The sequence below is a fragment of the Methylophaga sp. genome, from assembly GCF_965655755.1.
In the GTDB taxonomy this organism is placed as follows: Bacteria; Pseudomonadota; Gammaproteobacteria; order Nitrosococcales; family Methylophagaceae; genus Methylophaga.
Map to the genome: position 1 here is coordinate 11757 of NZ_CBFHHW010000003.1, position 23300 is coordinate 35056.

General features: G+C 46.5%; 29 protein-coding genes and 1 pseudogene. 18 read left to right on the forward strand and 12 right to left on the reverse strand.

Features of this window, described 5'->3' with window-relative positions; translation table 11 throughout:
• Positions 1-126: pseudogene (locus ACTF5U_RS01710) on the forward strand (threonine synthase); the annotation flags it as partial.
• Positions 127-645, forward strand: a complete 519-nt coding sequence (locus tag ACTF5U_RS01715) for a hypothetical protein (protein WP_438969905.1) — start codon at positions 127-129, stop codon at positions 643-645.
• Here the strand turns inward: ACTF5U_RS01715 and ACTF5U_RS01720 are convergent.
• The 6 genes from ACTF5U_RS01720 to rph all read right to left on the reverse strand — a co-directional run bounded on the left by ACTF5U_RS01720 (position 636) and on the right by rph (position 4797).
• Positions 636-1289 (reverse strand): MOSC domain-containing protein, encoded by a 654-nt coding sequence (locus ACTF5U_RS01720; RefSeq protein ID WP_438969906.1) that lies wholly within the window; start codon positions 1287-1289, stop codon positions 636-638. The genes ACTF5U_RS01715 and ACTF5U_RS01720 overlap by 10 nt on opposite strands.
• Entirely contained in the window at positions 1290-1580 is a 291-nt protein-coding gene (locus tag ACTF5U_RS01725; protein WP_438969907.1) for a hypothetical protein, read from the reverse strand. It lies immediately after the preceding gene.
• 34 nt (positions 1581-1614) lie between these two features.
• A complete protein-coding gene (hemW, locus tag ACTF5U_RS01730) occupies positions 1615-2775 on the reverse strand; it encodes a radical SAM family heme chaperone HemW (protein ID WP_438969908.1) in 1161 nt (386 codons plus the stop codon).
• Position 2776: 1 nt separating this feature from the next.
• Positions 2777-3412: a hypothetical protein gene (locus ACTF5U_RS01735; RefSeq protein WP_438969909.1), complete on the reverse strand. Its 636-nt coding sequence runs from the start codon at positions 3410-3412 to the stop codon at positions 2777-2779.
• A 63-nt stretch (positions 3413-3475) separates the two neighbouring features.
• Entirely contained in the window at positions 3476-4081 is a 606-nt protein-coding gene (gene rdgB, locus ACTF5U_RS01740) for an RdgB/HAM1 family non-canonical purine NTP pyrophosphatase (RefSeq protein ID WP_438969910.1), read from the reverse strand.
• Positions 4078-4797 carry a ribonuclease PH gene (rph, locus tag ACTF5U_RS01745; RefSeq protein WP_438969911.1) on the reverse strand — a complete coding sequence of 240 codons (720 nt, stop codon included), beginning with the start codon at positions 4795-4797 and terminating at the stop codon, positions 4078-4080. The genes rdgB and rph overlap by 4 nt, the downstream gene beginning before the upstream one ends.
• 124 nt (positions 4798-4921) lie before the next feature.
• Between rph and ACTF5U_RS01750 the strand changes: the two genes are divergently transcribed.
• The 10 genes from ACTF5U_RS01750 to ACTF5U_RS01795 all read left to right on the forward strand — a co-directional run bounded on the left by ACTF5U_RS01750 (position 4922) and on the right by ACTF5U_RS01795 (position 13798).
• Positions 4922-5776: a YicC/YloC family endoribonuclease gene (locus ACTF5U_RS01750; RefSeq protein ID WP_438969912.1), complete on the forward strand. Its 855-nt coding sequence runs from the start codon at positions 4922-4924 to the stop codon at positions 5774-5776.
• 204 nt (positions 5777-5980) lie between these two features.
• Complete coding sequence (gene gmk / locus ACTF5U_RS01755) at positions 5981-6592, forward strand: guanylate kinase (RefSeq protein ID WP_438969913.1); 612 nt, start codon at positions 5981-5983, stop codon at positions 6590-6592.
• A gap of 49 nt (positions 6593-6641) precedes the next feature.
• Positions 6642-6902: a DNA-directed RNA polymerase subunit omega gene (gene rpoZ, locus ACTF5U_RS01760; RefSeq protein WP_438969914.1), complete on the forward strand. Its 261-nt coding sequence runs from the start codon at positions 6642-6644 to the stop codon at positions 6900-6902.
• Positions 6903-6907: 5 nt separating this feature from the next.
• On the forward strand, positions 6908-9064 hold the full coding sequence (locus tag ACTF5U_RS01765; RefSeq protein ID WP_438969915.1) for a RelA/SpoT family protein: 2157 nt from the start codon (positions 6908-6910) through the stop codon (positions 9062-9064).
• A gap of 36 nt (positions 9065-9100) precedes the next feature.
• Positions 9101-9490, forward strand: a complete 390-nt coding sequence (locus ACTF5U_RS01770) for a RidA family protein (RefSeq protein WP_438969916.1) — start codon at positions 9101-9103, stop codon at positions 9488-9490.
• A 25-nt stretch (positions 9491-9515) separates the two neighbouring features.
• Positions 9516-11600: an ATP-dependent DNA helicase RecG gene (recG, locus tag ACTF5U_RS01775; RefSeq protein WP_438969917.1), complete on the forward strand. Its 2085-nt coding sequence runs from the start codon at positions 9516-9518 to the stop codon at positions 11598-11600.
• 15 nt (positions 11601-11615) lie between these two features.
• Positions 11616-12158: a chorismate--pyruvate lyase family protein gene (locus ACTF5U_RS01780; RefSeq protein WP_438969918.1), complete on the forward strand. Its 543-nt coding sequence runs from the start codon at positions 11616-11618 to the stop codon at positions 12156-12158.
• A gap of 5 nt (positions 12159-12163) precedes the next feature.
• Positions 12164-13030, forward strand: a complete 867-nt coding sequence (gene ubiA, locus ACTF5U_RS01785; protein WP_438970010.1) for a 4-hydroxybenzoate octaprenyltransferase — start codon at positions 12164-12166, stop codon at positions 13028-13030.
• The gene (locus ACTF5U_RS01790; protein ID WP_438969919.1) at positions 13027-13527 is read left to right on the forward strand and encodes a hypothetical protein; all 501 of its coding nucleotides are present in this window, start codon (positions 13027-13029) and stop codon (positions 13525-13527) included. The genes ubiA and ACTF5U_RS01790 overlap by 4 nt, the downstream gene beginning before the upstream one ends.
• 28 nt (positions 13528-13555) lie before the next feature.
• Positions 13556-13798: a hypothetical protein gene (locus ACTF5U_RS01795; RefSeq protein ID WP_438969920.1), complete on the forward strand. Its 243-nt coding sequence runs from the start codon at positions 13556-13558 to the stop codon at positions 13796-13798.
• A gap of 6 nt (positions 13799-13804) precedes the next feature.
• Here the strand turns inward: ACTF5U_RS01795 and ACTF5U_RS01800 are convergent, their stop codons facing one another.
• From ACTF5U_RS01800 to ACTF5U_RS01815, 4 genes are read right to left on the reverse strand one after another with little or no spacing between them, the layout of a single operon-like run.
• Positions 13805-14389, reverse strand: a complete 585-nt coding sequence (locus ACTF5U_RS01800) for a hypothetical protein (RefSeq protein WP_438969921.1) — start codon at positions 14387-14389, stop codon at positions 13805-13807.
• Between the two features lie 20 nt (positions 14390-14409).
• Positions 14410-14838 (reverse strand): potassium channel family protein, encoded by a 429-nt coding sequence (locus ACTF5U_RS01805; protein WP_438969922.1) that lies wholly within the window; start codon positions 14836-14838, stop codon positions 14410-14412.
• Positions 14839-15903, reverse strand: coding sequence for a DUF484 family protein (locus ACTF5U_RS01810; protein ID WP_438969923.1), 1065 nt, complete (start codon positions 15901-15903; stop codon positions 14839-14841).
• 37 nt (positions 15904-15940) lie between these two features.
• Positions 15941-16654 carry a ComF family protein gene (locus tag ACTF5U_RS01815; RefSeq protein ID WP_438969924.1) on the reverse strand — a complete coding sequence of 238 codons (714 nt, stop codon included), beginning with the start codon at positions 16652-16654 and terminating at the stop codon, positions 15941-15943.
• Between the two features lie 43 nt (positions 16655-16697).
• On the opposite strand from ACTF5U_RS01815, the gene bioB reads away from it, so the two are divergent.
• From bioB to ACTF5U_RS01845, 6 genes are read left to right on the forward strand one after another with little or no spacing between them, the layout of a single operon-like run.
• On the forward strand, positions 16698-17705 hold the full coding sequence (bioB, locus tag ACTF5U_RS01820) for a biotin synthase BioB (protein WP_438969925.1): 1008 nt from the start codon (positions 16698-16700) through the stop codon (positions 17703-17705).
• Between the two features lie 14 nt (positions 17706-17719).
• A complete protein-coding gene (bioF, locus tag ACTF5U_RS01825) occupies positions 17720-18895 on the forward strand; it encodes an 8-amino-7-oxononanoate synthase (RefSeq protein ID WP_438969926.1) in 1176 nt (391 codons plus the stop codon).
• The gene (gene bioH / locus ACTF5U_RS01830; protein WP_438969927.1) at positions 18885-19646 is read left to right on the forward strand and encodes a pimeloyl-ACP methyl ester esterase BioH; all 762 of its coding nucleotides are present in this window, start codon (positions 18885-18887) and stop codon (positions 19644-19646) included. Before bioF ends, bioH begins: the two co-directional genes overlap by 11 nt.
• Positions 19639-20532 (forward strand): malonyl-ACP O-methyltransferase BioC, encoded by an 894-nt coding sequence (gene bioC, locus ACTF5U_RS01835; protein ID WP_438970011.1) that lies wholly within the window; start codon positions 19639-19641, stop codon positions 20530-20532. The genes bioH and bioC overlap by 8 nt, the downstream gene beginning before the upstream one ends.
• Positions 20529-21194 (forward strand): dethiobiotin synthase, encoded by a 666-nt coding sequence (gene bioD, locus ACTF5U_RS01840; protein WP_438969928.1) that lies wholly within the window; start codon positions 20529-20531, stop codon positions 21192-21194. The genes bioC and bioD overlap by 4 nt, the downstream gene beginning before the upstream one ends.
• On the forward strand, positions 21194-21877 hold the full coding sequence (locus ACTF5U_RS01845; protein ID WP_438969929.1) for a transglutaminase-like cysteine peptidase: 684 nt from the start codon (positions 21194-21196) through the stop codon (positions 21875-21877). Before bioD ends, ACTF5U_RS01845 begins: the two co-directional genes overlap by 1 nt.
• On the opposite strand, the gene ACTF5U_RS01850 is transcribed toward ACTF5U_RS01845, so the two are convergent.
• Positions 21874-22530 carry a glutathione S-transferase gene (locus ACTF5U_RS01850; protein ID WP_438969930.1) on the reverse strand — a complete coding sequence of 219 codons (657 nt, stop codon included), beginning with the start codon at positions 22528-22530 and terminating at the stop codon, positions 21874-21876. The genes ACTF5U_RS01845 and ACTF5U_RS01850 overlap by 4 nt on opposite strands.
• A gap of 75 nt (positions 22531-22605) precedes the next feature.
• The gene (locus ACTF5U_RS01855) at positions 22606-23220 is read right to left on the reverse strand and encodes a PilZ domain-containing protein (protein ID WP_438969931.1); all 615 of its coding nucleotides are present in this window, start codon (positions 23218-23220) and stop codon (positions 22606-22608) included.
• Positions 23221-23300: the final 80 nt, after the last annotated feature.

A 23300-nucleotide genomic window follows, 5' to 3' on the forward strand; every position in this document is an offset into this window, starting at 1 on the left:
ACGCTGACGGGCCATGGTTTAAAAGACCCTGATACGGCAATTAAACAAAGTACCTCTTCTGTTGTCACTGTGAATGCAGAACTGGATGCCGTTCGTGATGCCATTATGAATAATATGGCCGATTAAATGACGACTGTACCGGAGCCGACTGAGCAGGAAATCATTGCGGCAAAACGACCGCATGATATTTTTCTGAGTAATCTGATCGGTAATCATATTCTTGTGTTTACTGCAGTTGCAACGTTCGGCCCGAGCTATATTCAGTATATGATGTTAGTGCCGTTTTTCTCATTTTCGGCACTGGCATATACTTTTTACCGTTCTAGTCAGCTAAAGCGCGAAGACAGTGAATTTGTCTGGGTACACTGGCAGGTAGCACGGCGGTGGAGTACCTTTTTCTTCATGATTCTTGTGCTATTGGTCACTGTCTCTACGCTGGGTTGGCTGGGGAAAACGCATTTGGGCATGATGAAAGAAGCCGTCTATGCAATGATCGGTGGTTTGGGCTTATTACCCACCTTGGTGAGCGTGCTAGTGCTGATTGTGATTGAGTCAGACTCCTTGCATCATGCGCGAATGGGGACGGTTCCTAAATGGGCATTACGTCGTTTCTTAGGGATTGAACCCGAACCGACTCAAGACTGAGCGAGTCTTGTTTCTACTTTTTCCCGCCATTCCATTGATAAAGCATCAATTTTCAGAGCACGCTGGAGTCTTCGACGTTTTTCATCTGCGGGCATAGTCTTGTCAAAATAGGCTTTGAATAACTGCTGAACAGTCAGTTCTTCAGGATCGGCTGCAATGCGATATACAGCGTCGCCGGCCCCGACTGAACCGGTTTCAATCACTCGGAAATAAATACCGGTGGCCGCATTTTCAACAAACAGGCGTGGCATCTCGTTCAGTTCAAATGCGAGACCTAACTTGAAGCAGGGAACACGTGGTTGGGTAATCTCGAGCAAACTCTGGCCCACCTGAATCTGATCGCCGATACATAAAACGGTTTCATCAAGCCCATCAATTGTCAGGTTTTCACCAAACTTGCCAAAGGGTAAATTATCTAAAGCCAGCTTGTTTTGCCAGAATAAATAATGATCACTGGAAAATCCATAAACGGCCTTGTGCTCACCACCATGGTTTTTTAAGTCCACCTGCTGATCGCCTTTAAGGTTCAGCGGCGTCACAGTAATTCGCTCATGGACAGCTTGTTTGAAAATACCGGTTAAGATTGTTTTATCTTTGTATTGAACCGGTTTGGGCAGAGAGATGTTGACGGAGCGGACTTTCACTTATCGATTAATGACAGAATGAATCACTTTGTCATATTCAAAGAAAACGTCAAATTCACCATATTGCCAGCGTGAAATAGGTGGCTCACCCACAGCAGGAAACTTTTCTGTAGGCTGACCAAATTTTTGTTCGACCTGTGACATATTCATGCCTTGGGTGGGGCGAATGACGCCAGCGCTGTTATTGGGTACGTCATAACGTGGGTCAGCGATAGAGATAACTTCTGCTTGCGCAGCCGCCATCGATAACATCAGAATGAATCCGGTAACCATAATGCTGATTTTCGGCATTGGCTTGCTCCTTGAATGATTAGTTTTAAGCATACTACGCCGTCAAAAATAGCTCAATCAGGCTGTTAAGGTATCGTTGCCCTTTTTCGGTAGGGTGAATTCGGCTGATAGTATGTTCTAACAACTCCAACTCTTCTGCTCGCTGGAGTGCCTGCTTAACCTTTGATATTGGCACACCGGTATGTTGCTGAAATAACGGGGTTGGAACACCATTCAATAAACGCATTGCGTTAAGCATGAACTCAAATCCAACTTCATTTTCGTGTACAAACACCTGTTCCAACAGCACTTCTTCTGTGCCTGCGGTATCGAGGAAAGCCTGTGGCTGTTTGTGTTTAACCCGACGTTGAATTTGCTGTGGCGAGGCACTGCTGATTTTTCCGTGTGCGCCAGCACCGATGCCGATGTAGTCACCAAACTGCCAATAATTCACATTATGCCGACACTGATGGCCTTTTTGAGCATAGGCTGAGGTTTCATACTGTATGTAACCTGCCTGAGCAAGGCGTGCTTGATTCTGCAGTTGCCAGTCATAGATAGGGTCGTCATCGGGCAAGCTGGGTGGCTGAGCGTAAAACAGGGTGTTAGGTTCAATTGTCAGCTGATAATAGGAAATATGTGCCGGTTCCAAAGCAATTGCCGTTTCTACATCCGCAGCAGCTTTTGTCTGATCCTGGCCGGGTAGACCAAACATTAAATCCAGATTGAAATTATCATAGCCGGCATCATGTGCGGCTTCGACGGCTTTAATAGCCTGCTTACTGTTATGAATGCGACCCAGCTTACTCAATGCATCATCATTAAAGCTCTGTATACCAATCGATAATCGATTGATGCCCAGATCATAAAAATCTTTGAAACGACCTGACTCTAATGTGCCGGGATTGGCTTCCAGTGTGATCTCCGCATCGTGGTGAAGCGGCAATAAGGCACGAATACCTGAAAATAGGCGGTCATAGGCGTCAGCGGATAACAGACTGGGGGTTCCACCGCCGATGAAGATGGTCTGTATCGTTCGTCCCCAGATTAATGGAACCTCTTGTTCTAAATCTCGGAGCAACGCGTCAATGTAAGCCTTCTCAGGTATTTTTTCTGGACTCTTATGGGAATTGAAATCACAGTAAGGACATTTACGTACACACCATGGCACGTGGATATAGAGACTAAGAGGGGGTAGAGCAGTAAAGTTAAACATATCAGTTTTTATCCGGACGCCAACCCTGATACCAATCAGATAAATATATGATTGCCGGTGGTTCGCCATTAGCCCCGAACCAAGCATCTACGGCGTAACGTTGTTTTTGAGCGATATCGATAATTGTGGCTGTGTTATGTGGTGCTTGTCCGGACAAGGGGCCTCGTGATGTGCGTGATGCTGTTTGGTGCCAACTTAATAAGTTTTCGGTTTCGATAAGGCGTAGATAAACACTGGTATTGGTAGCTTCATCAATACAGTCAAGTTGACCCTGCCGGCTGCCAGTCAGATGATTTTCCGCATGATCAACGTCAGTTCCAATCTGCTTTCCGACGATGTTTTCAAGTAAAGCTATTGCCTGTTTAATCTGTTGTCGTTCCATTTCAGCGCTTGTCGCGGCTGGGTTAAATATCGCTTCTACTCGCTGCCATTGTTGTGTGCTGAAATGAACTTGACTAATACTGTGACAGCTCAGGTCGTGACAAACAGAGAATAACTCGGGTGTGGGGAAACCGACAAAAGAGCGAAATGTGGTATCCCAGGCTTCATGAACATTGCTGTTTAAGCGAATCGGGGTGATAGCTTGTTCAGAGTATGGTTTTATTGCACAGGCTGAAAGCAGAAAACTACCTAGCATACTAAACCACCAGAGAGCTTTTCGGGACGGTACTGTCATTTGAGAGCAACCACGTCGTGGTTCTCAAGGCAAATGACGGGCGTACTGAAATTCTGAAATAAAATGACGCATAGCCTGACCGCGATGACTGATGGCATGCTTTTGATCGGCAGTCAGCTCAGCAGCACTGGTTTCAGTTTCGGCAACAAAAAAGATCGGGTCATAACCAAAGCCACCATCGCCTGACTGTTGTTGCATAATCTGACCATGCCATGTGCCCTGACAGATTAGGGGAGTAGGATCGTCAGCATGGCGCATATAGACGACGACGCATTGGAATCGTGCACTGCGCTCTGTGTCTGGCACATCTTTCATCGCCTTTAACAGAGTGTTGATATTATCTTGGTCACTGGCGCCCGATCCGGCGTAGCGTGAGGAAAAAATACCCGGTGCACCCTGCAAGGCATCAACTTCGATACCGGAATCATCAGAAATAGCCGGCAACCCAGTTTGTTTGCAGGCATTACGTGCTTTAATAATGGCGTTTTCGACAAAACTCAGTCCGGTTTCTTCTGCCTCAATAACATTCAGTTCTGACTGAGGCACGATGCTGATATTTAACGGGATGAGTAGCTGCGCGAATTCGCGCAACTTACCCTTATTTCCGCTTGCCAGCACAATCTTTTTCATGATTCAGCCAATGCTTCTCTTTGTTTGACCATCAATTGCTCAATGCCATGACTGGCTAAATCCAGCATGGATTGCAATTCATCAGCACGGAAGGCGTGACCTTCTGCTGTACCCTGTAATTCAATATACGCCCCGGCATCGTTCATGACTACATTCATGTCGGTTTCAGCAGAGGAGTCTTCGGCATAATCGAGATCCAATACCGGCATGCCATTATGAATACCGACAGAAACCGATGCCACCTGACCAAATAGCGGACTTTTTTTGAGTTTCTTGGTTTTAATCAAATGTTGTACCGCATCCTGCAATGCCACAAATGCGCCAGTAATTGATGCTGTGCGGGTACCGCCGTCAGCCTGAATAACATCACAATCGATAGTGATACTACGCTCACCCAGTGCTTTCAGGTTAATAGCTGCACGCAAAGAACGACCAATAAGACGCTGAATTTCCATGGTGCGGCCACCTTGTTTACCTCGGGCGGCTTCACGCTGCATCCGACTTCCAGTGGAACGTGGCAACATACCGTATTCAGCTGTTACCCAGCCTTCACCGGAACCTCTCAAAAAAGGTGGAATGCGTTCTTCGACCGATGCGGTACACAATACTTTGGTATCGCCGAACTCAACCAATACTGAACCTTCAGCATGCATGGTGTAGTTGCGGGTGATGGTAACTTGTCTTAACTCATTTGCCTGACGACCACTAGGACGCATAATTAACTCTTTCCTCAATCAAATTGCGTCATTATACCTGCGAAGCACGACAGCCGCAGGAGCTTTTGGGTAAGATGTACAATTGTCTAACCAAAATATGGAATCTCACTTAGTGACTCGAAGCATGACAGCGTTTGCCCGCCATGAGGAGCAAACAGATCTTGGTACCCTTCAATGGGAAATTCGTTCGGTGAATCACCGCTATCTGGAAGTCGCATTTCGTCTGGAAGAAAGCTTCAGGCCGATGGAAATGACTATGCGAAAGCTGATTTCAGATACATTGAGTCGTGGGAAAGTGGAGGTATCACTACGTTATAAAGCGCCGGAACATCAGCAGGATCAACTCGATATCAATGATGCGCTGGCGAATACGGTCATCAATCAGTATCAGCAACTGGCTGAGTGTGCTGACAACGCCGCGCCGTTAGACTTGATGAAGGTGTTGCAATGGCAGGGTGTAATTCAAACGCAAACGTTGGATCAAGAGGCATTAAATGCCCTGTTGATGGCGTCATTACGAAAAGCATTGACTGATTTGCTTGCTACCCGTGAACGTGAAGGGGCATCACTGCAAAAAATGATTGAACAGCGCTGTGCGCAAATCAATGATATTGCAGAACAAGTGCGTCAACGCATGCCGGAGATTCTGCAAACCCATCGTCAGAAACTACAGGACCGTATTGCGGAGTTGCAGGTCAGCATTGAAGCGGAAAGACTTGAACAGGAAATAGTCTTGCTGGCCCAGAAAAGCGATGTTGCAGAAGAACTGGACCGACTGCAGAGTCATGTCAATGAGGTCAATCTGGTGTTGCAGCGTGATGAACCCATTGGCCGTCGCCTCGACTTTCTGATGCAGGAACTTAATCGCGAAGCCAATACTTTAGGGTCTAAGTCAATTGATACCGATACCACCCGGTTTTCAGTCGATCTGAAAGTGTTGATCGAACAAATGCGTGAACAGATCCAGAATATCGAATAGCCTCAACAAGGGGCTTTTATATCCAGAGAGCTGAGCTCAGACCCGCGCCATATGCTTGAGAGTGCTTATCACTGATTTTTGCGCTACCAAACGTTCATTTACCGTTGCCATGCGTATAATGTGCTGGTGGTCACTGAGAACCATTCACAGACTGTGATTTAATAGTCATCTGAATAATGAATTTAAACGGTTGAGTTGTTGGGCATGAAGGGAAGTTTATTTATTGTTGCAGCGCCATCTGGAGCTGGTAAAACTAGTTTGGTCAACGCATTAGTGGCAGCACATGATGATATTCGTCTGTCGATTTCACACACCACACGTCCACCACGTGATGGTGAACAGGATGGGCGGGATTACCATTTCGTGAGTCAGGATACTTTTGCGCAAATGCGTGATAAAAACGCGTTCCTTGAATCTGCTACCGTGTTTGATAATAGTTACGGCACATCGGCTGAAACTGTCGAAGGACTTCTGGAAGAAGGTCTGGATGTCATTCTTGAAATTGATTGGCAGGGCGCGCAGCAGGTGCGACACAATTTTGCTGATTCAATAGGTATCTTTATTCTGCCACCTTCGAAAGCGACACTGGAACAACGTTTGCGCGATCGCGGTCAGGATAATGAAGAGGTCATTCAACGTCGGATGCGTGATGCAGAAAAAGAAATTTCGCACTATGTCGAGTTTGATTACCTGATCGTGAATGATGATTTCGCTTTGGCGCTGGAAAAACTGACTGCCATTATCCTTGCAAAGCGTCAGACCATCGATACACAAAAGCAAAAACAATCAGCATTAATAGCAGAATTACTGGCTTAAAACGCTGATATTTCGTAGAATTACTTGTTTACCATCCCGGGGAATTAATATGGCTCGTACCACAGTAGAAGATTGTTTGGAAAACGTTGATAACCGTTTCCAACTGGTGTTGGTTGCATCGAAACGTGCACGTGAAATTGCAATGGGTGACGATCCAATGGTCGACGTTGATAACGACAAGCCAACAGTACTGGCATTGCGTGAAATCGCAGCCGGTTTAGTCGGTCGCGAAATTTTGACCAAAACCAGTGCGCGTCAGCATGCTGAAGAAAGTATTGTCAGCGAAGAAGAACTTCAAACCGAAGAATAAAGTTTGTGAGCGCAAAACCATCAGTCGCTTCTGAACTGGATTTTATCCAGGAATCAGAACCAAAACTTACTATTGATGATTTATGTTTTGCTACCTCCAATTATCTGGAAACAGGGCAGGTCGATTCAATTCGGCGTGCCTATCACTTTGCAGATAATGCACATGAAGGCCAAACTCGCCGTAGTGGTGAACGTTATATTACGCACCCGCTTGCGGTAGCACACGTACTGGCTATGATGCATATGGACTATGAATGCATCATGGCTGGTTTACTTCACGATGTGATAGAAGACACGGCGTTAACCAAAAAAGAATTGATTGCCGAGTTTGGCGAAGAAGTTGCCGAACTTGTTGAAGGTGTTACCAAACTGGCCAAAGCGGCGTTCGAAACACAAAAACACGCTCAGGCTGAAAATCTTCGCAAAATGCTGTTGGCGATGTCGCGAGATATCCGCGTTATCATCGTTAAGCTCGCTGACCGTCTCCATAATATGCGTACTTTGGGCCATTTACGTCCCGAAAAACGCCGTCGTATTGCCCACGAAACCCTCGATATTTATGCACCGATTGCCCAACGACTGGGGATGAATCTGATGCGTTGCGAACTGGAAGATTTGGGGTACCACGTGCTTTATCCGATTCGTTATCGGGTTCTGCAGGATGCTGTGCGAAAAGCGCGCGGTAATCGTAAAGAGATTGTCACCCAGATCACTGCTTCAATCCTGAACCGAATGGAACAGGAAGGTCTGAGCGCGGATATTCAGGGGCGCGAGAAAAACCTTTATAGCCTTTACAAGAAAATGGTCAGTAAACAACTGTCGTTTTCTGAAGTGATGGATGTTTATGCCTTCCGTATCATTGTCGACGACGTTGATGCCTGTTACAGAATGCTGGGTGTTGTACACAATTTATATAAACCCGTTCAGGGTAAATTCAAAGACTATATAGCGATCCCCAAAGCTAACGGTTATCAGTCTTTGCACACGGTTCTCTTTGGCCCGTATGGTGTGCCGATTGAGGTGCAAATCCGTTCCCGCAATATGGATCATATGGCGGAAGCTGGGGTAGCGGCGCACTGGCTCTATAAAACGGGTGAAACTGTGGGCAACAATCTGGCTCACCGTAAAGCAAGACAATGGTTGCAGGGTATTCTGGAAATGCAGAAAGGGTCCGGTGACTCAATGGAGTTTCTGGAAAATCTGCGTATCGATTTGTTCCCGGATGAAATATACGTTTCTACGCCGAAAGGTGAGATTTTGACCCTGCCGCGTAACGCTACAGCTGTAGATTTCGCTTATGCCGTACACAGTGATGTCGGAAACAGCTGTGTAGCAGCACGTGTAGGGCGTCACCTGGTACCGTTAAGTACACAACTGGAAACAGGCGCGTCCGTTGAAATTATTACCTCTCCGGCATCTCACCCCAATCCTGCCTGGCTCAACTTTGTGGTGACGGCAAAAGCCCGGACGAATATTCGTCATTACCTGCGGAACTTACAAACAGAAGAGGCCGTATTATTGGGGCGACGTCTGCTGAATAAGCATCTGACGGCATTTTCAACCAGTCTGGATGATGTGCCGGTTGAACGCATTAATGATCTGGTTCATGAGTTTGAACTGAAACAGTTTGATGATTTGTTGCAGGATATTGGTCTGGGTAATCACTCTGCGTTATTAGTTGCACAGAAACTCGTCAATGACTCGACGCCGGATAAAGAACCTCAGGCACTCATGATCGCGGGTACCGAAGGTATGGTTGTCAGTTTTGCCCGTTGTTGTCATCCGATTCCGGGGGATCCGATTCATGGCTATGTCAGTACCGGACGAGGCATCATCATTCACCAGCGTGGCTGTAAAAACACTTCGCATCTGCGTGTGCAGAATGAGAAATGGCTGGATGTGACATGGTCACCGGATGTGGAACGTGATTTCCCAGTCGATATCATGGTTCATGTCAAAAATCAGCGTGGTGTTTTAGCGACGATTGCGTCGACGGTGTCGGAAGCCGATTCTAATATCGATAATGTTGTAGTAGATGAAAAGGATGGTGGTTATTCTGATTTACGTCTAACTATTGAAGTCATGGACCGCCAACATCTTGCTCGTGTTATCCGTCGTCTACGTGGCCTGGAAATGGTTGAAAGAATCACCCGTATTAACTAACTTATGTCGCGTATGCGGCTTTTGATGGAGATTTTAATGACACGCGAAATTATTCATAGTACTGATGCCCCTGAAGCGATTGGACCTTATTCGCAGGCTGTAAAAGTCGGGGATGTTGTCTATATGTCAGGCCAGATTCCTTTGGTCCCTGAAACCATGACTGTGCTGGAGGGTGACTTTTCAGCTCAGGTGCGGCGCGTGTTTGATAATCTTTCTGCTGTGGCGAAAGCGTCAGGTGGAAGTCTGCAGGATATCGTTAAATTAAACATTTTCCTGACAGATCTAAGTCATTTCGGCACTGTCAATGAGATTATGATGGATTATTTCGAGCAACCTTATCCGGCACGTGCCGCCATTGGTGTCGCCTCTCTGCCAAAAGATGTCCCGGTAGAAATGGATGCTGTTTTGCACCTTGGTACTGATTAAACGACGTCAGGATTGAGCGGCTGAGGTGGTCGATAAACTTTTATCGCAGCCCGTTACTGCATTAAAAGGCGTCGGTGGAAAAGTAGCCGAACGCCTCACAAAAATTGGTGTACAGCAGGTGCAGGACCTGCTGTTTCATCTGCCCCTTCGCTATCAGGATCGCACCCGGCTTATGCCGCTGGGGGCTTTGCAACCGCAGCAGGAAGTCCTGATTGAAGGTACGGTTCAATTATCCCAGGTCAAATTCGGTCGCCGTCGCTCGCTGTTATGTCATGTATCGGATGGCACTGGCGCTATTGTTCTGCGCTTCTTTCACTTTTCAAAATCACAACAGCAACAACTGGAAAAGGGGAGGCGTATTCGCTGCTTTGGTGAAGTTCGTACCGGACCGTCCTCACTGGAGATGGTGCATCCTGAATATCAATTACTAGCCGATGCCGGTGTGGTGCCAGTTGATAATGAGCTGACACCGATTTATCCGACGACCGAAGGTTTGCATCAACTATCTTTGCGTAAGTTGATTAAACAAGCGTTGAGTTGTCTCGATCAGGAAAGCATGCCTGAATTATTAACCGCATCCGCCCGTCTTCATCAAAGCGCTGATTATTCACTGGTTGATGCATTGAAATATGTGCATCAACCTCCCCCTGATGCTGCTGTCCAACAATTACTGGAACGTCATCATCCCGCTCAGAAAAGACTGGCTTATGAAGAGTTACTGGCGCAGCAGTTGACCATGAAAAAGCTTCGGGCACAAACCCAGCATCACACATCACCAGTGTTAAAAGCGGAACAAGATAAACGTCAGCAGTTGTTGGATACATTGCCTTTCCCTTTGACCAATGCACAGCAACGGGTAATCAACGAAATCTTGCAGGATATGGTTGAACCGCACCCCATGCAGCGACTTGTTCAGGGCGATGTAGGTTCTGGCAAGACTGTGGTGGCAGCATTAGCTGCGATAGAAGCCGTTGCAGCAGGTTGTCAGGCTGTGATGATGGCGCCGACGGAATTATTAGCCGAACAGCATTTTCGAACATTTTTGAACTGGCTTGCGCCACTAGATATGGAAGTCGGCTGGTGTGCAGGTAAACAGACTGCATCAGAACGTAAGCAGATATTACAGAAATTGCAGTCAGGTGAAATCAGAGTGGCGGTCGGAACCCATGCTTTATTTCAGGATGAAGTGGTCTTTAACAATCTTGGCCTTGTGATAATTGATGAGCAGCACCGGTTTGGTGTGCATCAACGCCTAGCACTGCGTGATAAAGGACGTGAGGTTGATTCAATGCCACATCAATTGGTTATGACAGCAACCCCCATACCGCGAACGCTCGCAATGACGGCGTATGCCGATTTGAACGTTTCCATTATTGATGAAATGCCACCTGGGAGAACACCTGTCACTACCGTCGTGTTGCCTGATAACCGCCGTGAGGACGTCATTAAACGTGTGCATGCTGCTTGTCAGCAACAACGTCAGGTTTATTGGGTGTGCACGCTGATTGAGGAGTCTGAACACCTTCAGTGTCAGGCTGCAGAAGACACCGCTACCACGCTGCAGGCTTGTTTGCCGGATCTGCGAATTGGACTGGTTCATGGACGAATGAAAACCAAAGATAAAGACACCGTTATGACTGCCTTCAAGGCAGGGCAACTGGATATGCTCGTAGCCACCACAGTGATTGAGGTTGGTGTTGATGTACCCAATGCCAGTTTGATGGTGATTGAGAATGCAGAGCGACTCGGACTGGCACAGTTGCACCAGTTACGAGGCCGGGTCGGACGTGGACAGATCGAGAGTCACTGTGTATTGATGTATCATCCCCCGCTATCTGAGAATGGGCAAGCACGTCTCAAATGCCTGCGTGAAACAAATGATGGTTTTAAGATTGCGCAACGTGACTTGGAAATACGCGGACCAGGGGAGGTGTTAGGCACACGTCAGACTGGCTTGCCGCAGTTTCGTGTCGCAGACTTAATTGAAGATCAGGATTTGTTATCGGTGATGGATAAAGCCTCGCAAGTCATGCTACAAGAAGCGCCTGAACAGGCGGATGCTTTGGTTAACCGGTGGTTTGCGCATAAACTCGATTTCGGTAATGTCTAATTTAATAGGATAAAAATGAAGCACTGGACCCGATGGCAGTTGCCTTTGATGCAATCATTACCTCCGGCCTTACGGGATTGGCTGACCGATACTGGTTCGCTGACGCGTTTGTTGCAGCAGTCCTGTCAGCATGATTTCTCTGTGGAATTATTGTCCAGCCAATGGCAACGGCCTTTGCCGGATGAGGCTTTGTTGTTGGGGCAGGCCAGAGAAAAGCATGCTTTTGAGCGGGAAGTGTATCTAATGGACGGTGAAAAGCCACAGATCTATGCCCGTACGGTGGTGCCTATGAATACCTACTTTGCCAGAACTCAGCGGTTCGATTCTCTGGGTAACCAATCTCTCGGAGAGATGCTGTTCAATCAGCCGGGTTTAAAGCGTAGACCGATTCAGGTTGCCTGCCTTCAACCCGGTCAGTTTCTGTTTGAACTGGCCACTAAGCGGTTGACGATACAGCCCGAGTTTCTGTGGGCGCGGCGTTCGTGTTTTTATATTGAGGATAAAAAAATATTGGTTAATGAAGTCTTTCTGCCATCCGATAAATGGAGCAATCAGTGAGCAAAATGAAGCAGACTATCTGGCCTTATATGAGATTGATGCGGTTGGATCGACCGATCGGCATTTTATTACTGCTGTGGCCGACATTGAGTGCGCTATGGATTGCTGCTGAAGGTTTTCCAGATCTTACCGTATTAATAGTGTTTATCTTTGGCGTCATTCTGATGCGTTCTGCCGGCTGTGCGATTAATGATTTTGCGGATCGGGAAATTGACGGCAAAGTATGGCGAACCCAGTCCCGACCTCTTGCAACGGGAGAATTGGAAGCTAAAGATGCTGTGATGTTATTTGTGGTGTTAGCCATTATCGCATTTTTTCTTGTCTCATTATTAAATACCATGACCATTTGGATGTCTGTGGTGGCCGTGGTGCTGGCGGCGAGCTATCCGTTTATGAAGCGGTATACCCACTTACCGCAGCTCTATCTGGGGGTTGCGTTTGGTTGGGCGATACCAATGGCGTTTGCGGCCCAGACTGAGACAGTACCTATTATTGCGTGGTTATTATTCCTGGCAAATATTATCTGGACCACGGTGTATGACACGTTTTATGCGATGGCTGACCGTGAGGATGATTTGCTCGCTGGTATTAAATCGACGGCGGTATTATTTGGTGATGATGACCTGACAATACAGGGCGTGTTGCAGGTGAGTTATATTTTGATGATGGCCGTGATTGGACATCAGTTACAGATGAGCTGGATTTATTACCTCGCTTTAGTTACGGCGGTTGGCTTTTTTACGTATCAGCAATTTTTGAGCAGACACCGCGAGCCTAAGGCCTGTTTACAGGCATTTCTGAATAATAATTGGCTTGGTGGCTGTCTGTTTGCAGGTATTGTTCTTCATTACGCCTTTACGGTGACTGTATGACGCGTTCATTATCAGAGGTGCAGCAGGAACATCGGCAGCAGCAAATAATTGCGCTGGAAAAAGAACTCGATAAAATGCAGCCTTTATTGAAAAAGATGCATCTACTGTCTTCCAACGCGGTGAGTTCCGCAGCACGAGCAGGCACGGAGGGGGATGCTTTCCGCGTTTTGACACAAGCGATACAGCAGTTGGGTCAGGATATTAATAGTGATGTGCAGCAGGCTCATTTCGCCCTGAATCAGTTGCGTAATGGGCTGGATGATGCAGCACAAAAACCACTACTCAGACAGCTCGATAATGCTTTATCAGCATTACCAACCGCGATCAGAAAAGGTGATTATCTGGCGATATGCTCTTCTGTTGAAGCAGCCCATACCGAAACGCATGGGCCGAGTTTTGACTCGGTCGCTTCGATGTTGAAACAGTTAATCAACACTTTACGTCAACAGGTTGTGCAACAACAAGATGCGCTATCTAAATTACAGGCGTTGATGTAACTTTTGCCTTGTTTCAAGGAAGAAGTAGATGCGTATTCTTGTCAGGCTGGTTTTAAGCTTAATGTGTGTGTCGTCCTCCGCAGGACTTCACGCTGAGATTTATCAAAGTGTTGATAAGGTTGGTAATGTTTTTCACGTCGCTTTCAGGAGACAGCTGAAAATCTGTTTAACCGGTATTTATACACTCGAATTTGTCAGTCGCTACAGCGATGCTCTGACCGGCTGGTCAGCTGGCAAAAAGATGGCTGTAAAAAGCGCTTGCTTCATCTAAATTCCCTTATTCTTCTTTAGCGAGCTTTTCTCGATAATTTTCAACCCGCTGGTGGTAATCATTGGCATCGCCGTACTCGATAAATTGGTAATATCGATCGTGTGTGCCCAATACTTTGTGAGCGTGTTTAATGGGACAGAAATATTGTTCAGTACGCGCCAGCACTTCGCGAATATACGCGACAACACCATTGCCATAAGCGCAATAAAGACAGTGTAGGCGTTCAAACATATTGAGAAAGTTTAAACGATGACGATCAAACACAATGTAATCACCACGTTTTACGGTATGGATGCCATAGATCGGAAAGCAGGTGTACTGATAGAAACTGACCAAAAGATCGACCATCAGCAACGGAATGACCATTGTATAAATAATGGGTGCAGTGATGAGATTGAGTGGTCTGACACCGAATAACCAGCGCCATGCACCGAGTTTTCGCCGTTTATGTTCAAGTTTTATTGAACGTTCAAAGGTGACTTTTTTACCTTTAATTTTAAAGCCGATAACCTGACTTCGTTGATTCAGTTCAACTCTGAGCTTCTCTTCCAGTTGTCGGATTTGTTGGAGAAGCTCTTCGGTTCTACTCATGGCTGATACCTGCAATAAAGTTAGCGTTTAGGCCAGTATTTCTGCATTTCTATAAACAGGAACGAGGCTGACCACGTAATCATCACCAGGCCCGTCAATGACTCCATGCCGGTAAGAAATCGCAAATACCCGATGGGTTCAATATCCCCAAAACCCAGCGTGGTATAGGTTGTGAATGAAAAATAGCTGCAATCGATTAGACTGAGATTTGTATTACCCATCAATGTGCCAAAGTCACCAAGATGAACCATTGCATAATAGCCTAATGCAAACAGCGATATTTCGAGAATATGTGCAAGCAGAATGACCATAACGCCCACTAAAATGCGTCTTCGCGGAGAGATGTGCACCACAGGTAATCTTTTCGCTAGTTGATACAGCGTTTCGTAGTGAATTAACACGCAAATAACAACCAGAGAGATATTGAAAGCAAAGGTTGCCAGTAACATTCAGGGTGCCTGCATTAATGTATTACGGCCCGACAGTTTAGCTGCATAAACAGCCTGATCTGCCGCAGCAATGAGTTGTTTTTCATTCTGTATGATGCCATCTTTAGTCATAGTGGCAAGGCCAATTGATAAGGTGACAGTGATCCTCTTTCCATTCGGAATGGAAAAATGGGTGGCATGCACTCTCTTGCGAATTTGTTCCCCAATTTCACAGGCTTCTTTGCTGGCAGTATGCGATAACAGGATGACAAATTCTTCGCCACCATAACGTGCCAACACATCACTATTTCTGAGTCTGTCATTCAAAAGGTCTGACACCTGTTTTAAAACGGCATCGCCCGCCTGATGGCCATACAGGTCGTTGACTCGTTTGAAGTGATCCAAGTCGATAAACAAGCAGGAAAGGTCAGTGTCAAAGCGGTTGGCACGGCTGACCTCTTCAAGCAGGCGCTGATCAAAAAAACGACGATTATTTATGCCCGTTAGAGGGTCGCGTAATCCAACCAGTTTGATATGTTCATGTAAACGGGCATTTTCAATACAGGCTGAGACAACGGCCGCTAAATGTTCCAGAAATTGTGTACCGATATTATTCTCAAACCGTCTAGGGTTTCGACTGCCGAGATTTAAACTCCCTATTAGCTCATTCTGACGAATGAGCGGAAGTAGAGCTACTGAACCGAGTTGGTCATGATCCGGGAACAGGAAAGCATGTTGATGTGGCGAAAAGTTGACCAGACGCGGTTTTTGCTGTGGACTGAAGTACTGGGAAACTAAATGCGCCGACTCGGTGAAGATCAAACGGTTAGGCCAGCGTTGTTTAACTACTTTGGCCTGTATAAGGCGTTGCAGCTCATATTCAGGATCATAGAGTAGTAAGGTGACTTCGGTCAGTTGAAAGCGCTCTTTGTGCTGATCCAGAATAATGCTGAACAATTGCTCCAGACTGGCACTATTTAATAGCGCCAGCTCATATTGCTGAAAATTGTCTTGTTTACGCTCATTACTTTTGGCGATACGAAGCAGTTCATCCAGACGAGCTTGTAAAATGGCGATATCTTGCATCCAAACGCCTTATTTGAGCGAAATTGTGAGCTAAGTCTTAATAATGGCTTATTGCACGTGCAATTGTCCATACTTCAATAATTTCAACACCCTGGCGCTTTAATAGCCTGGCAGCTTCACCGACTGTAAAACCAGATGTCATTACATCATCGATAATTGCGATATGTTTGGGCACCTGAGTGTTTGTGCAAGCAAACGCATTACGCATATTTTTTTTACGTTGTTTAAAGGGTAATTCACTCTGAGACAGAGTAAACCTGACACGTCGCAACAAGTCTGGACGGTAATTGAGGTTTAATGCCAAAGCCAGGTCTTTAGCGACTTCAGCAGACTGATTATAACCTCGTTGACGAATACGTCGGGGATGTAGAGGGATAGAGACAAGACAATCAGGAAGTCGGCTGCGTGAAGACAGTTGTTCAGCCATTTTGTTGGCAAATAAGGGGCCGAGATGGAGTTGTTTGTTGTATTTGAATGCTGTTATGCAACGCCTGACACCTCCTTCGTAGCGGTAAAGGCTGAAACTAATATCCTGATAAGGCGCTGATTGTAGGCAACGACCACATATTTGCGCATTTTCCAATGGGATAGCACAGCGAACACAAGCTTGCCCGACGACCGGTAATTCCGCAATGCAGGCCTGACATAGACTATGTTGATCACTCGCTAGCCCACAGAGCAAACAAGGTATTGGAAATACTTTCCTGTATAATTCCTGCAATTGATGTGTCAGTGAGCTGAATATAGCCATGGCCATTACCCAATTCAATCCATTAAATTAGTGAAGAGTCATCATGCCTGAGAATGTAGCAGAAACCCAAGCGACTATTCGAAACGACTGGAAACAAGAAGAAGTAGAAGCGCTATTTGCGTTGCCATTTAATGATCTGCTTTTTCAAGCACAAACCGTCCATCGCCAAAATTTTGATGCGAATGCTGTTCAAATAAGCACCTTGTTAAGTATTAAAACGGGTGGCTGTGCAGAAGATTGTGGGTATTGTCCGCAAAGTGCCCATCATCCTTCTGCGGTTAAAGCCGAACCTTTAATGCCGTTAGATGAAGTCATGAAATCGGCGAATGACGCCAAAGATGCGGGGGCGAGCCGTTTTTGTATGGGCGCTGCCTGGCGTAACCTGAAAGACCGTGATCTGGAGCGTGTTGCCGAGATGGTTGAGGGCGTAAAAGGTCTGGGCCTAGAAACATGTGTGACGCTGGGCATGCTGGAAGAGCATCAAGCTAAACGCCTGAAAGAAGCCGGTCTGGATTACTACAACCACAATCTGGATACTTCACCGGAATATTACGGCGACATCATCACAACGCGCACCTATGAAGATCGTTTGAACACATTAAGCCACGTGCGTGAGGCCGGTATTAACGTGTGTAGTGGCGGTATTGTGGGCATGGGCGAAGAACGTGGTGATCGTGCCGGCTTGTTGATCAGTCTGGCTAACCTACCCACACAACCGCAAAGTGTGCCTATTAATCTGTTGGTTCAGGTAGAGGGCACTCCGCTCAATGGAATTGAAAATCTTGACTCGCTTGAGTTTGTTCGCACCATTGCTGTGGCACGCATCATGATGCCGAAATCCTTTGTGCGTTTATCCGCCGGTCGTGAAAATATGACGGATGAAATGCAGGCGATGTGCTTCCTTGCAGGTGCCAACTCAATTTTCTATGGTGAAAAACTGTTGACCACAGATAACCCTGACACCAATCGCGATCAACAACTATTCAAACGCCTCGGTATTACACCTTGGGTAGGTGAAGAAAAATCCGAAAAGCAGTGTTCAGCGGCTTAAATTGTTAAGCACGAGTGGCACAGCTACCCTGGCAAAAAGAATTACACGCCGCTTTATCTGACCGTAAAGCGGCGGCGCTTTACCGTCAATCACGCCTGCGCTCGGGTGAGCAGGGCGTTAACGTTGTGGTTGATGGTAAGCCGATGCTGTCGTTCTGCAGTAATGATTATCTTGGTCTTGCGGCCCATCCTGAGATTAAGCGAACCTTCAAACAGGCGGTGGATCGCGAAGGTGTCGGCAGCGGTGCCGCTCATCTGTTAACCGGACATAGCGCCTATCATCAAGCACTGGAAGAGACTCTGGCCGAGTTTACCGGGCAGGAGCGCGTGTTGCTGTTCTCCACAGGTTATATGGCCAATCTCGGTGTGATAGACGGCCTGATGGGGCGGGGTGATGTCGTTATTCAGGATAAGCTCAACCATGCGTCTTTATTAGATGGCGGTCGCATGACGGAAGCGGAGCAATTACGTTTTCCTCATGCGGATATGGGTCGATTGCATAATCGTTTACACAACGCTGCGTCAGCAAAACACCGTCTGATTGTCAGTGACGGCGTCTTCAGTATGGACGGTGATATCGCGCCATTACCTGAACTTCTGTCCTTAGCCGAGCAACATCGGGCCGCCGTTTTGATTGATGATGCGCATGGTTTCGGCGTTATCGGTGAAGGTGGTCGTGGCACGGTATCACATTTTAAGCTTCCCGCAGACAAAGCCCCCATCGTGGTGGGTACGTTAGGTAAGGCCATTGGTACCGGTGGTGCGTTTGTGGCCGCGGATGAAGTCGTGATTGAAACCTTGATTCAACAAGCCCGAAGTTATGTCTACACCACCGCTCAGCCCCCGGCTATCGCCGCGGCAACATTGGCGAGTCTGAAACTGGTGGAATCAGAAAACTGGCGGCGTGAGCATTTACAGGATTTGATTGAGCAATTTCGGTTGGGTGCAAAACAGCTTGGGCTGGATTTAATGCCCTCAATTACACCGATCCAACCCGTCGTCATTGGTGATGATAAACAGGCAGTCGCCGTTGGCAAACAGCTGGAACAGAATGGCCTGTTAGTCGGCGTGATTCGTCCGCCCACTGTACCGAAGAATTCCGCTAGATTAAGAATTACATTCTCAGCTGCTCACACAGCCGAGAATGTAAATAGTCTGCTGTCAGCGCTGGAGCAGGCTTGTGCACATTAAGATCGTAGGTCATGGACCTGATTTAGTATTACTGCATGGCTGGAGCATGCATAGCGGCGTCTGGCATCCGCTTGTTGAGGGGCTGGCGAAACGTTTTACTCTGCATTTAGTCGACTTGCCCGGTCATGGATATAGTGAGTGGCAGCAGGGTCAGTTTGAGTTGTCTTTTTTATTAGCTGAGCTTGAGCAACATACACCGGAAAATGCGGTGTGGATTGGCTGGTCTCTGGGCGGCTTGATTAGTTTAGCCATGGATAAGGCTTACCCGCAAAAAATACGTAAACTGGTTTTAATGGCTGCTACGCCGAAGTTTGTCAGTAATGCTGACTGGCCTGCGGCAATGAAACCTTCAGTGTTTGAGAATTTTGCTTCCAGTCTTGATGTCGATCAAAAGCAGACCTTGCAGCGTTTTTTGATGTTACAGGCGAAAGGTTCGATACAAAGCAGGGAAACAATTCGGGCATTAAGTGATCAGTTAGCGAACCAGCCTCAGCCTCAGCCGGACGCATTAAAACAGGGCTTAGCCCTTTTACTGGATACGGATATGCGTCAAGCCTTGTCCGATGCTTCCTGCCCGATGCAATTGATTCTGGGAACACGTGATACTTTGATTCCAGAGTCAATGGCTGATCAGGCGAAAAAACTTAACCCTGCGCTCCGTGTCGCTATGATTGATGGGGTGGGTCATGCCCCGTTTATTGCACAGCCACAGCGCTGTCAGGAATTAATAGAACAGTTTATTGATGGTTGATTATCGTCCCGACAAATTTAAGGTCGCCCAGTCATTTGCCGCAGCTGCAGGTCAATATGATGATGTTGCTGTATTACAGCGACAAACAGCCGATGAGTTGCTGGATCGTTTGTCTTTGATGAAAATCAAACCACGAAAAATACTCGATTTAGGTGCCGGAACCGGGCGAAATCTTGCCTTATTACATCAGCGTTATCCAGATGCTCAGCTCATCGCGATGGATATTGCTCCGGGCATGTTAAATCAGGCCAAAAAACGGTTCCGGCATGATCTCGGATTAAAACGATTGCTTCCCAAAAATAAACCGCTGCAAACCATTACCGGTGATGCGGAAAGCCTACCTTTAGCCGATAATAGTATTGATCTGGTGTTTGCTAATCTCGCATTGCAATGGTGTGACCCCAGACAAAGTTTTCATGAAATACAACGTGTTCTCAAAGCGGATGGTTTGTTGATGTTCACTTCGCTTGGACCTGATACTTTAACTGAACTTCGTCAGGCTTGGGCTGCGGCAGATGCCTACCCCCATGTGAATGTGTTTTATGACATGCACGATGTGGGGGATGCGATGATGGCAAGTGGTTTAGCCGACTGTGTACTGGATGTTGAGCCATATACCCTCACTTATGAAACCGCGATGACGATGATGCGCGATCTGAAAATATTAGGCGCGCATAATGTTAATGAAGGTCGACGGCGTGGTCTGACGGGAAAAGATGTGATGAAAAATGTCATTAAAGCGTATGAACAGTTTCGTCATGATGGTTTGATTCCGGCCAGTTACGAAGTTGTGTTCGGTCATGGCTGGAAAATCACACAGCGCGGACAACAGTCATCTGATGATGGCAGTGTTCATATACCAATCAATGAGATTCAGCGTCGATGATACCGAACCATGTTTTTGTTACCGGAACCGATACAGAAGTGGGAAAAACCCGTATCAGCGTCGGACTGATCCGCTTACTTCAGCAACAAGGGCTCAAAACGGCTGGCATGAAGCCGATAGCCAGTGGTTGTGAAAAGCGTGATGGCATCTGGAAAAATGAAGATGCCCTGGCCATGATTGAGCAAAGTGATGTGAAGTTGCCTTACACCATGGTCAACCCGTATGCGTTTGAACCGGCGATTGCTCCGCATATTGCGGCCGCCAAGGCGGAAGTGAACATTTGTTTAAATACGATCAAGAAAAGCTACCAACAAATCGATCAACAGGCTGATGCCGTGGTTGTGGAAGGAGCGGGGGGCTGGCTCGTCCCGCTGAATGATGACTTCACCATGGCCGATCTGGCTCAGAAGCTGGATTTGCCTGTTGTCCTCGTGGTGGCGATAAAACTGGGATGCATTAACCATGCTTTGCTTTCAGCCCAGGCAATACAGCAAAAAGGTCTGAAATTGGCTGGTTGGGTTGCCAATCATTTGAGTGATGAGGCGGAGTCTGAGGCAATCATAGAAACGTTGAAACAGCGGATTGATGCGCCATGTATAGGTGTTGTGCCCTATTTGACCCAGCAAGAATCCGTTTTACCCTACCTGCAGAGTAATCTGTGATGATGAGATGGTTGGCATTCATTAGTTTAGCGATATTGGTCGGCTGTTCCTCTTCGCCCAAAAAAGAGTCTGGTATCAATCCCCAGACTCAGGCCACTGTTAATGCGTGGAAACAATTAATTGATTCGGGTCAGGACTGGTCGGATATGCGACGCCTGAAAGCGACCAATGACTTTGTGAATCAATTTAATTTTGTTGATGACATCGTGCATTGGAAGCAGGAGGATTATTGGGCAACGCCGCTTGAAACGCTGGTTACTCGAGGTGGTGATTGTGAGGATTTTTCCATAGCGAAATTTTTCACACTAACGTCAATGGGCATGGAAGAAGATAAGTTGCGTCTCACCTATGTCAAAGCACTGGCATTAAATCAGGCGCATATGGTGGTGAGTTATTACGAAAATCCGAAGGCAACACCGTTGGTGCTGGATAATTTAAATACCAATATTTTGCCGGCGACTCAGCGAGACGATCTTTACCCTGTTTATAGTTTTAATGGAAAAGGACTATGGTTGAATAAAAAGCAGCAATCTGAGCAGTTTGTGGATACCAGCGAACGAATCAGTTTATGGCAAAGGTTATTGAGAAATATGGATGTGGAAGCAGCTGATGAAAAATCCATGATCTGCCTGTATCAATTTTATGATTTACCGAAATCGGAAGCACGGACCCGCTGCCCCTAAGGAAATAAGGCGATGTCATCCCCGGCATGCCATTGCGGGTATTTGCGCATAATGCTTTTAAACAAATCACTTTGCAGAAATTTGTCCAGCCAATGTCTTACAGCGGGATAGGGTGATTGCTCAAACCAGGCCTTGTCCACAAAAGCAAACTGCCTGATAAAAGGTAGAAGTGCGATATCAGCAATAGTCCAGTCAGACTGTAGTAAGCAACCATGCTGGTTCAATAATTTTTCCAGCCTTGTCAGTGTTTTTTCACCTTGTTGACGATAATACTGCTCAGTGTGTTCTGGATAACGGTCTGCGTATTTATATCGGTCCAGATAATATTTAAACTCATCATCGTTATGACGGATTAAGTTATCAGCCTGTTCTTTTTTACCCTTATCCAACGTCTGATACCAGTTATAGGGATCATTATGATTCAAAGCCCAAAACATGATATCCAGGCTTTCGTCAATGATGTCACCATTTACTGTCTGCAGAACCGGAACTGTGGCTTTATCAGAAAGTGTTAGTAGTGCCTCGGGTTTATCTTTGAGTACAACTTCACGGAGTTCACACTGAATCTGACTCGCAGCCAAGGCCAGCCTCGCTCGCATGGCATAAGGACAACGGCGAAAACTGAACAGAATAGGGTGATTTTGCTGAAACATATAAATAATCGACGATTTATAAAACGTCAGTATAGACAAACACTAGGTTGGACAAAAATCCACCCGGATGAATTTTTAAAATTCGCGCAGACTCATGGCGTCGCTGGAGATGCCACCCCGTAGCATTTCGGCTTGACGGTTCAATGTGTGTTTTACCAGTAAGTTACGATCCTGATCATCCATATGGGTGAACACCATGCGCAGATGGTATGGTCTATCTGTCGGGGCCGATAGGATCTTCTCGCAGGAAATGACGGAAGCCAGTGCATGAACTGTATTGGCAGTGGGTAATAGCTGCATATAGAGTTCAACGTTGTCTTTAACCTCTATTGGCTCGGAGACCATAAAGGCGATGCCTCCACCACTCAGGTTGGCTTCAGTTAAATCATCATCTGAAACCGGGTTGTAATGGCGCTGGACGCTTTGCGCAACGAGATTGATTTTTTCATCAAGCATCCGTAGGGCACGTGCAATTTCACGATCCTGATGATTAATTTGATCGAGAATATGAGTGAAGGCAGTTTGAATCGCCCTTAATTGCGCTTTTTCATTATCATCATCATCATCTGTTGATTGTGCAATCCGGTGAGCAATAGCACTGAGGTTTTCTTTTTTAACCGTTCTAAAATCGACAACGACTGTGTCGTTGATACGAAAAAATTCTCGCCTGTCTGAACCAGCGTATTGCATCTTTTTCATCCGATACTATTAATAATTATAATTGTGGTTAGCAGACCATCTTAGCTACTGACCATCTTCCTTTATATCAT

What these genes read in the sequence shown, in the direction of transcription:
- ACTF5U_RS01715 (WP_438969905.1), top strand. Translation starts at nt 127, where the DNA reads ATGACGACTGTACCGGAGCCGACTGAGCAGGAAATCATTGCGGCAAAA.
- ACTF5U_RS01725 (WP_438969907.1), bottom strand. Translation starts at nt 1,580, where the DNA reads ATGCCGAAAATCAGCATTATGGTTACCGGATTCATTCTGATGTTATCG.
- hemW (WP_438969908.1), bottom strand. Translation starts at nt 2,775, where the DNA reads ATGTTTAACTTTACTGCTCTACCCCCTCTTAGTCTCTATATCCACGTG.
- ACTF5U_RS01735 (WP_438969909.1), bottom strand. Translation starts at nt 3,412, where the DNA reads ATGCTAGGTAGTTTTCTGCTTTCAGCCTGTGCAATAAAACCATACTCT.
- rdgB (WP_438969910.1), bottom strand. Translation starts at nt 4,081, where the DNA reads ATGAAAAAGATTGTGCTGGCAAGCGGAAATAAGGGTAAGTTGCGCGAA.
- rph (WP_438969911.1), bottom strand. Translation starts at nt 4,797, where the DNA reads ATGCGTCCTAGTGGTCGTCAGGCAAATGAGTTAAGACAAGTTACCATC.
- ACTF5U_RS01750 (WP_438969912.1), top strand. Translation starts at nt 4,922, where the DNA reads ATGACAGCGTTTGCCCGCCATGAGGAGCAAACAGATCTTGGTACCCTT.
- gmk (WP_438969913.1), top strand. Translation starts at nt 5,981, where the DNA reads ATGAAGGGAAGTTTATTTATTGTTGCAGCGCCATCTGGAGCTGGTAAA.
- rpoZ (WP_438969914.1), top strand. Translation starts at nt 6,642, where the DNA reads ATGGCTCGTACCACAGTAGAAGATTGTTTGGAAAACGTTGATAACCGT.
- ACTF5U_RS01770 (WP_438969916.1), top strand. Translation starts at nt 9,101, where the DNA reads ATGACACGCGAAATTATTCATAGTACTGATGCCCCTGAAGCGATTGGA.
- ACTF5U_RS01780 (WP_438969918.1), top strand. Translation starts at nt 11,616, where the DNA reads ATGAAGCACTGGACCCGATGGCAGTTGCCTTTGATGCAATCATTACCT.
- ubiA (WP_438970010.1), top strand. Translation starts at nt 12,164, where the DNA reads ATGAAGCAGACTATCTGGCCTTATATGAGATTGATGCGGTTGGATCGA.
- ACTF5U_RS01790 (WP_438969919.1), top strand. Translation starts at nt 13,027, where the DNA reads ATGACGCGTTCATTATCAGAGGTGCAGCAGGAACATCGGCAGCAGCAA.
- ACTF5U_RS01795 (WP_438969920.1), top strand. Translation starts at nt 13,556, where the DNA reads ATGCGTATTCTTGTCAGGCTGGTTTTAAGCTTAATGTGTGTGTCGTCC.
- ACTF5U_RS01800 (WP_438969921.1), bottom strand. Translation starts at nt 14,389, where the DNA reads ATGAGTAGAACCGAAGAGCTTCTCCAACAAATCCGACAACTGGAAGAG.
- ACTF5U_RS01805 (WP_438969922.1), bottom strand. Translation starts at nt 14,838, where the DNA reads ATGTTACTGGCAACCTTTGCTTTCAATATCTCTCTGGTTGTTATTTGC.
- ACTF5U_RS01810 (WP_438969923.1), bottom strand. Translation starts at nt 15,903, where the DNA reads ATGCAAGATATCGCCATTTTACAAGCTCGTCTGGATGAACTGCTTCGT.
- ACTF5U_RS01815 (WP_438969924.1), bottom strand. Translation starts at nt 16,654, where the DNA reads ATGGCTATATTCAGCTCACTGACACATCAATTGCAGGAATTATACAGG.
- bioB (WP_438969925.1), top strand. Translation starts at nt 16,698, where the DNA reads ATGCCTGAGAATGTAGCAGAAACCCAAGCGACTATTCGAAACGACTGG.
- bioC (WP_438970011.1), top strand. Translation starts at nt 19,639, where the DNA reads ATGGTTGATTATCGTCCCGACAAATTTAAGGTCGCCCAGTCATTTGCC.
- bioD (WP_438969928.1), top strand. Translation starts at nt 20,529, where the DNA reads ATGATACCGAACCATGTTTTTGTTACCGGAACCGATACAGAAGTGGGA.
- ACTF5U_RS01845 (WP_438969929.1), top strand. Translation starts at nt 21,194, where the DNA reads ATGATGAGATGGTTGGCATTCATTAGTTTAGCGATATTGGTCGGCTGT.
- ACTF5U_RS01850 (WP_438969930.1), bottom strand. Translation starts at nt 22,530, where the DNA reads ATGTTTCAGCAAAATCACCCTATTCTGTTCAGTTTTCGCCGTTGTCCT.
- ACTF5U_RS01855 (WP_438969931.1), bottom strand. Translation starts at nt 23,220, where the DNA reads ATGCAATACGCTGGTTCAGACAGGCGAGAATTTTTTCGTATCAACGAC.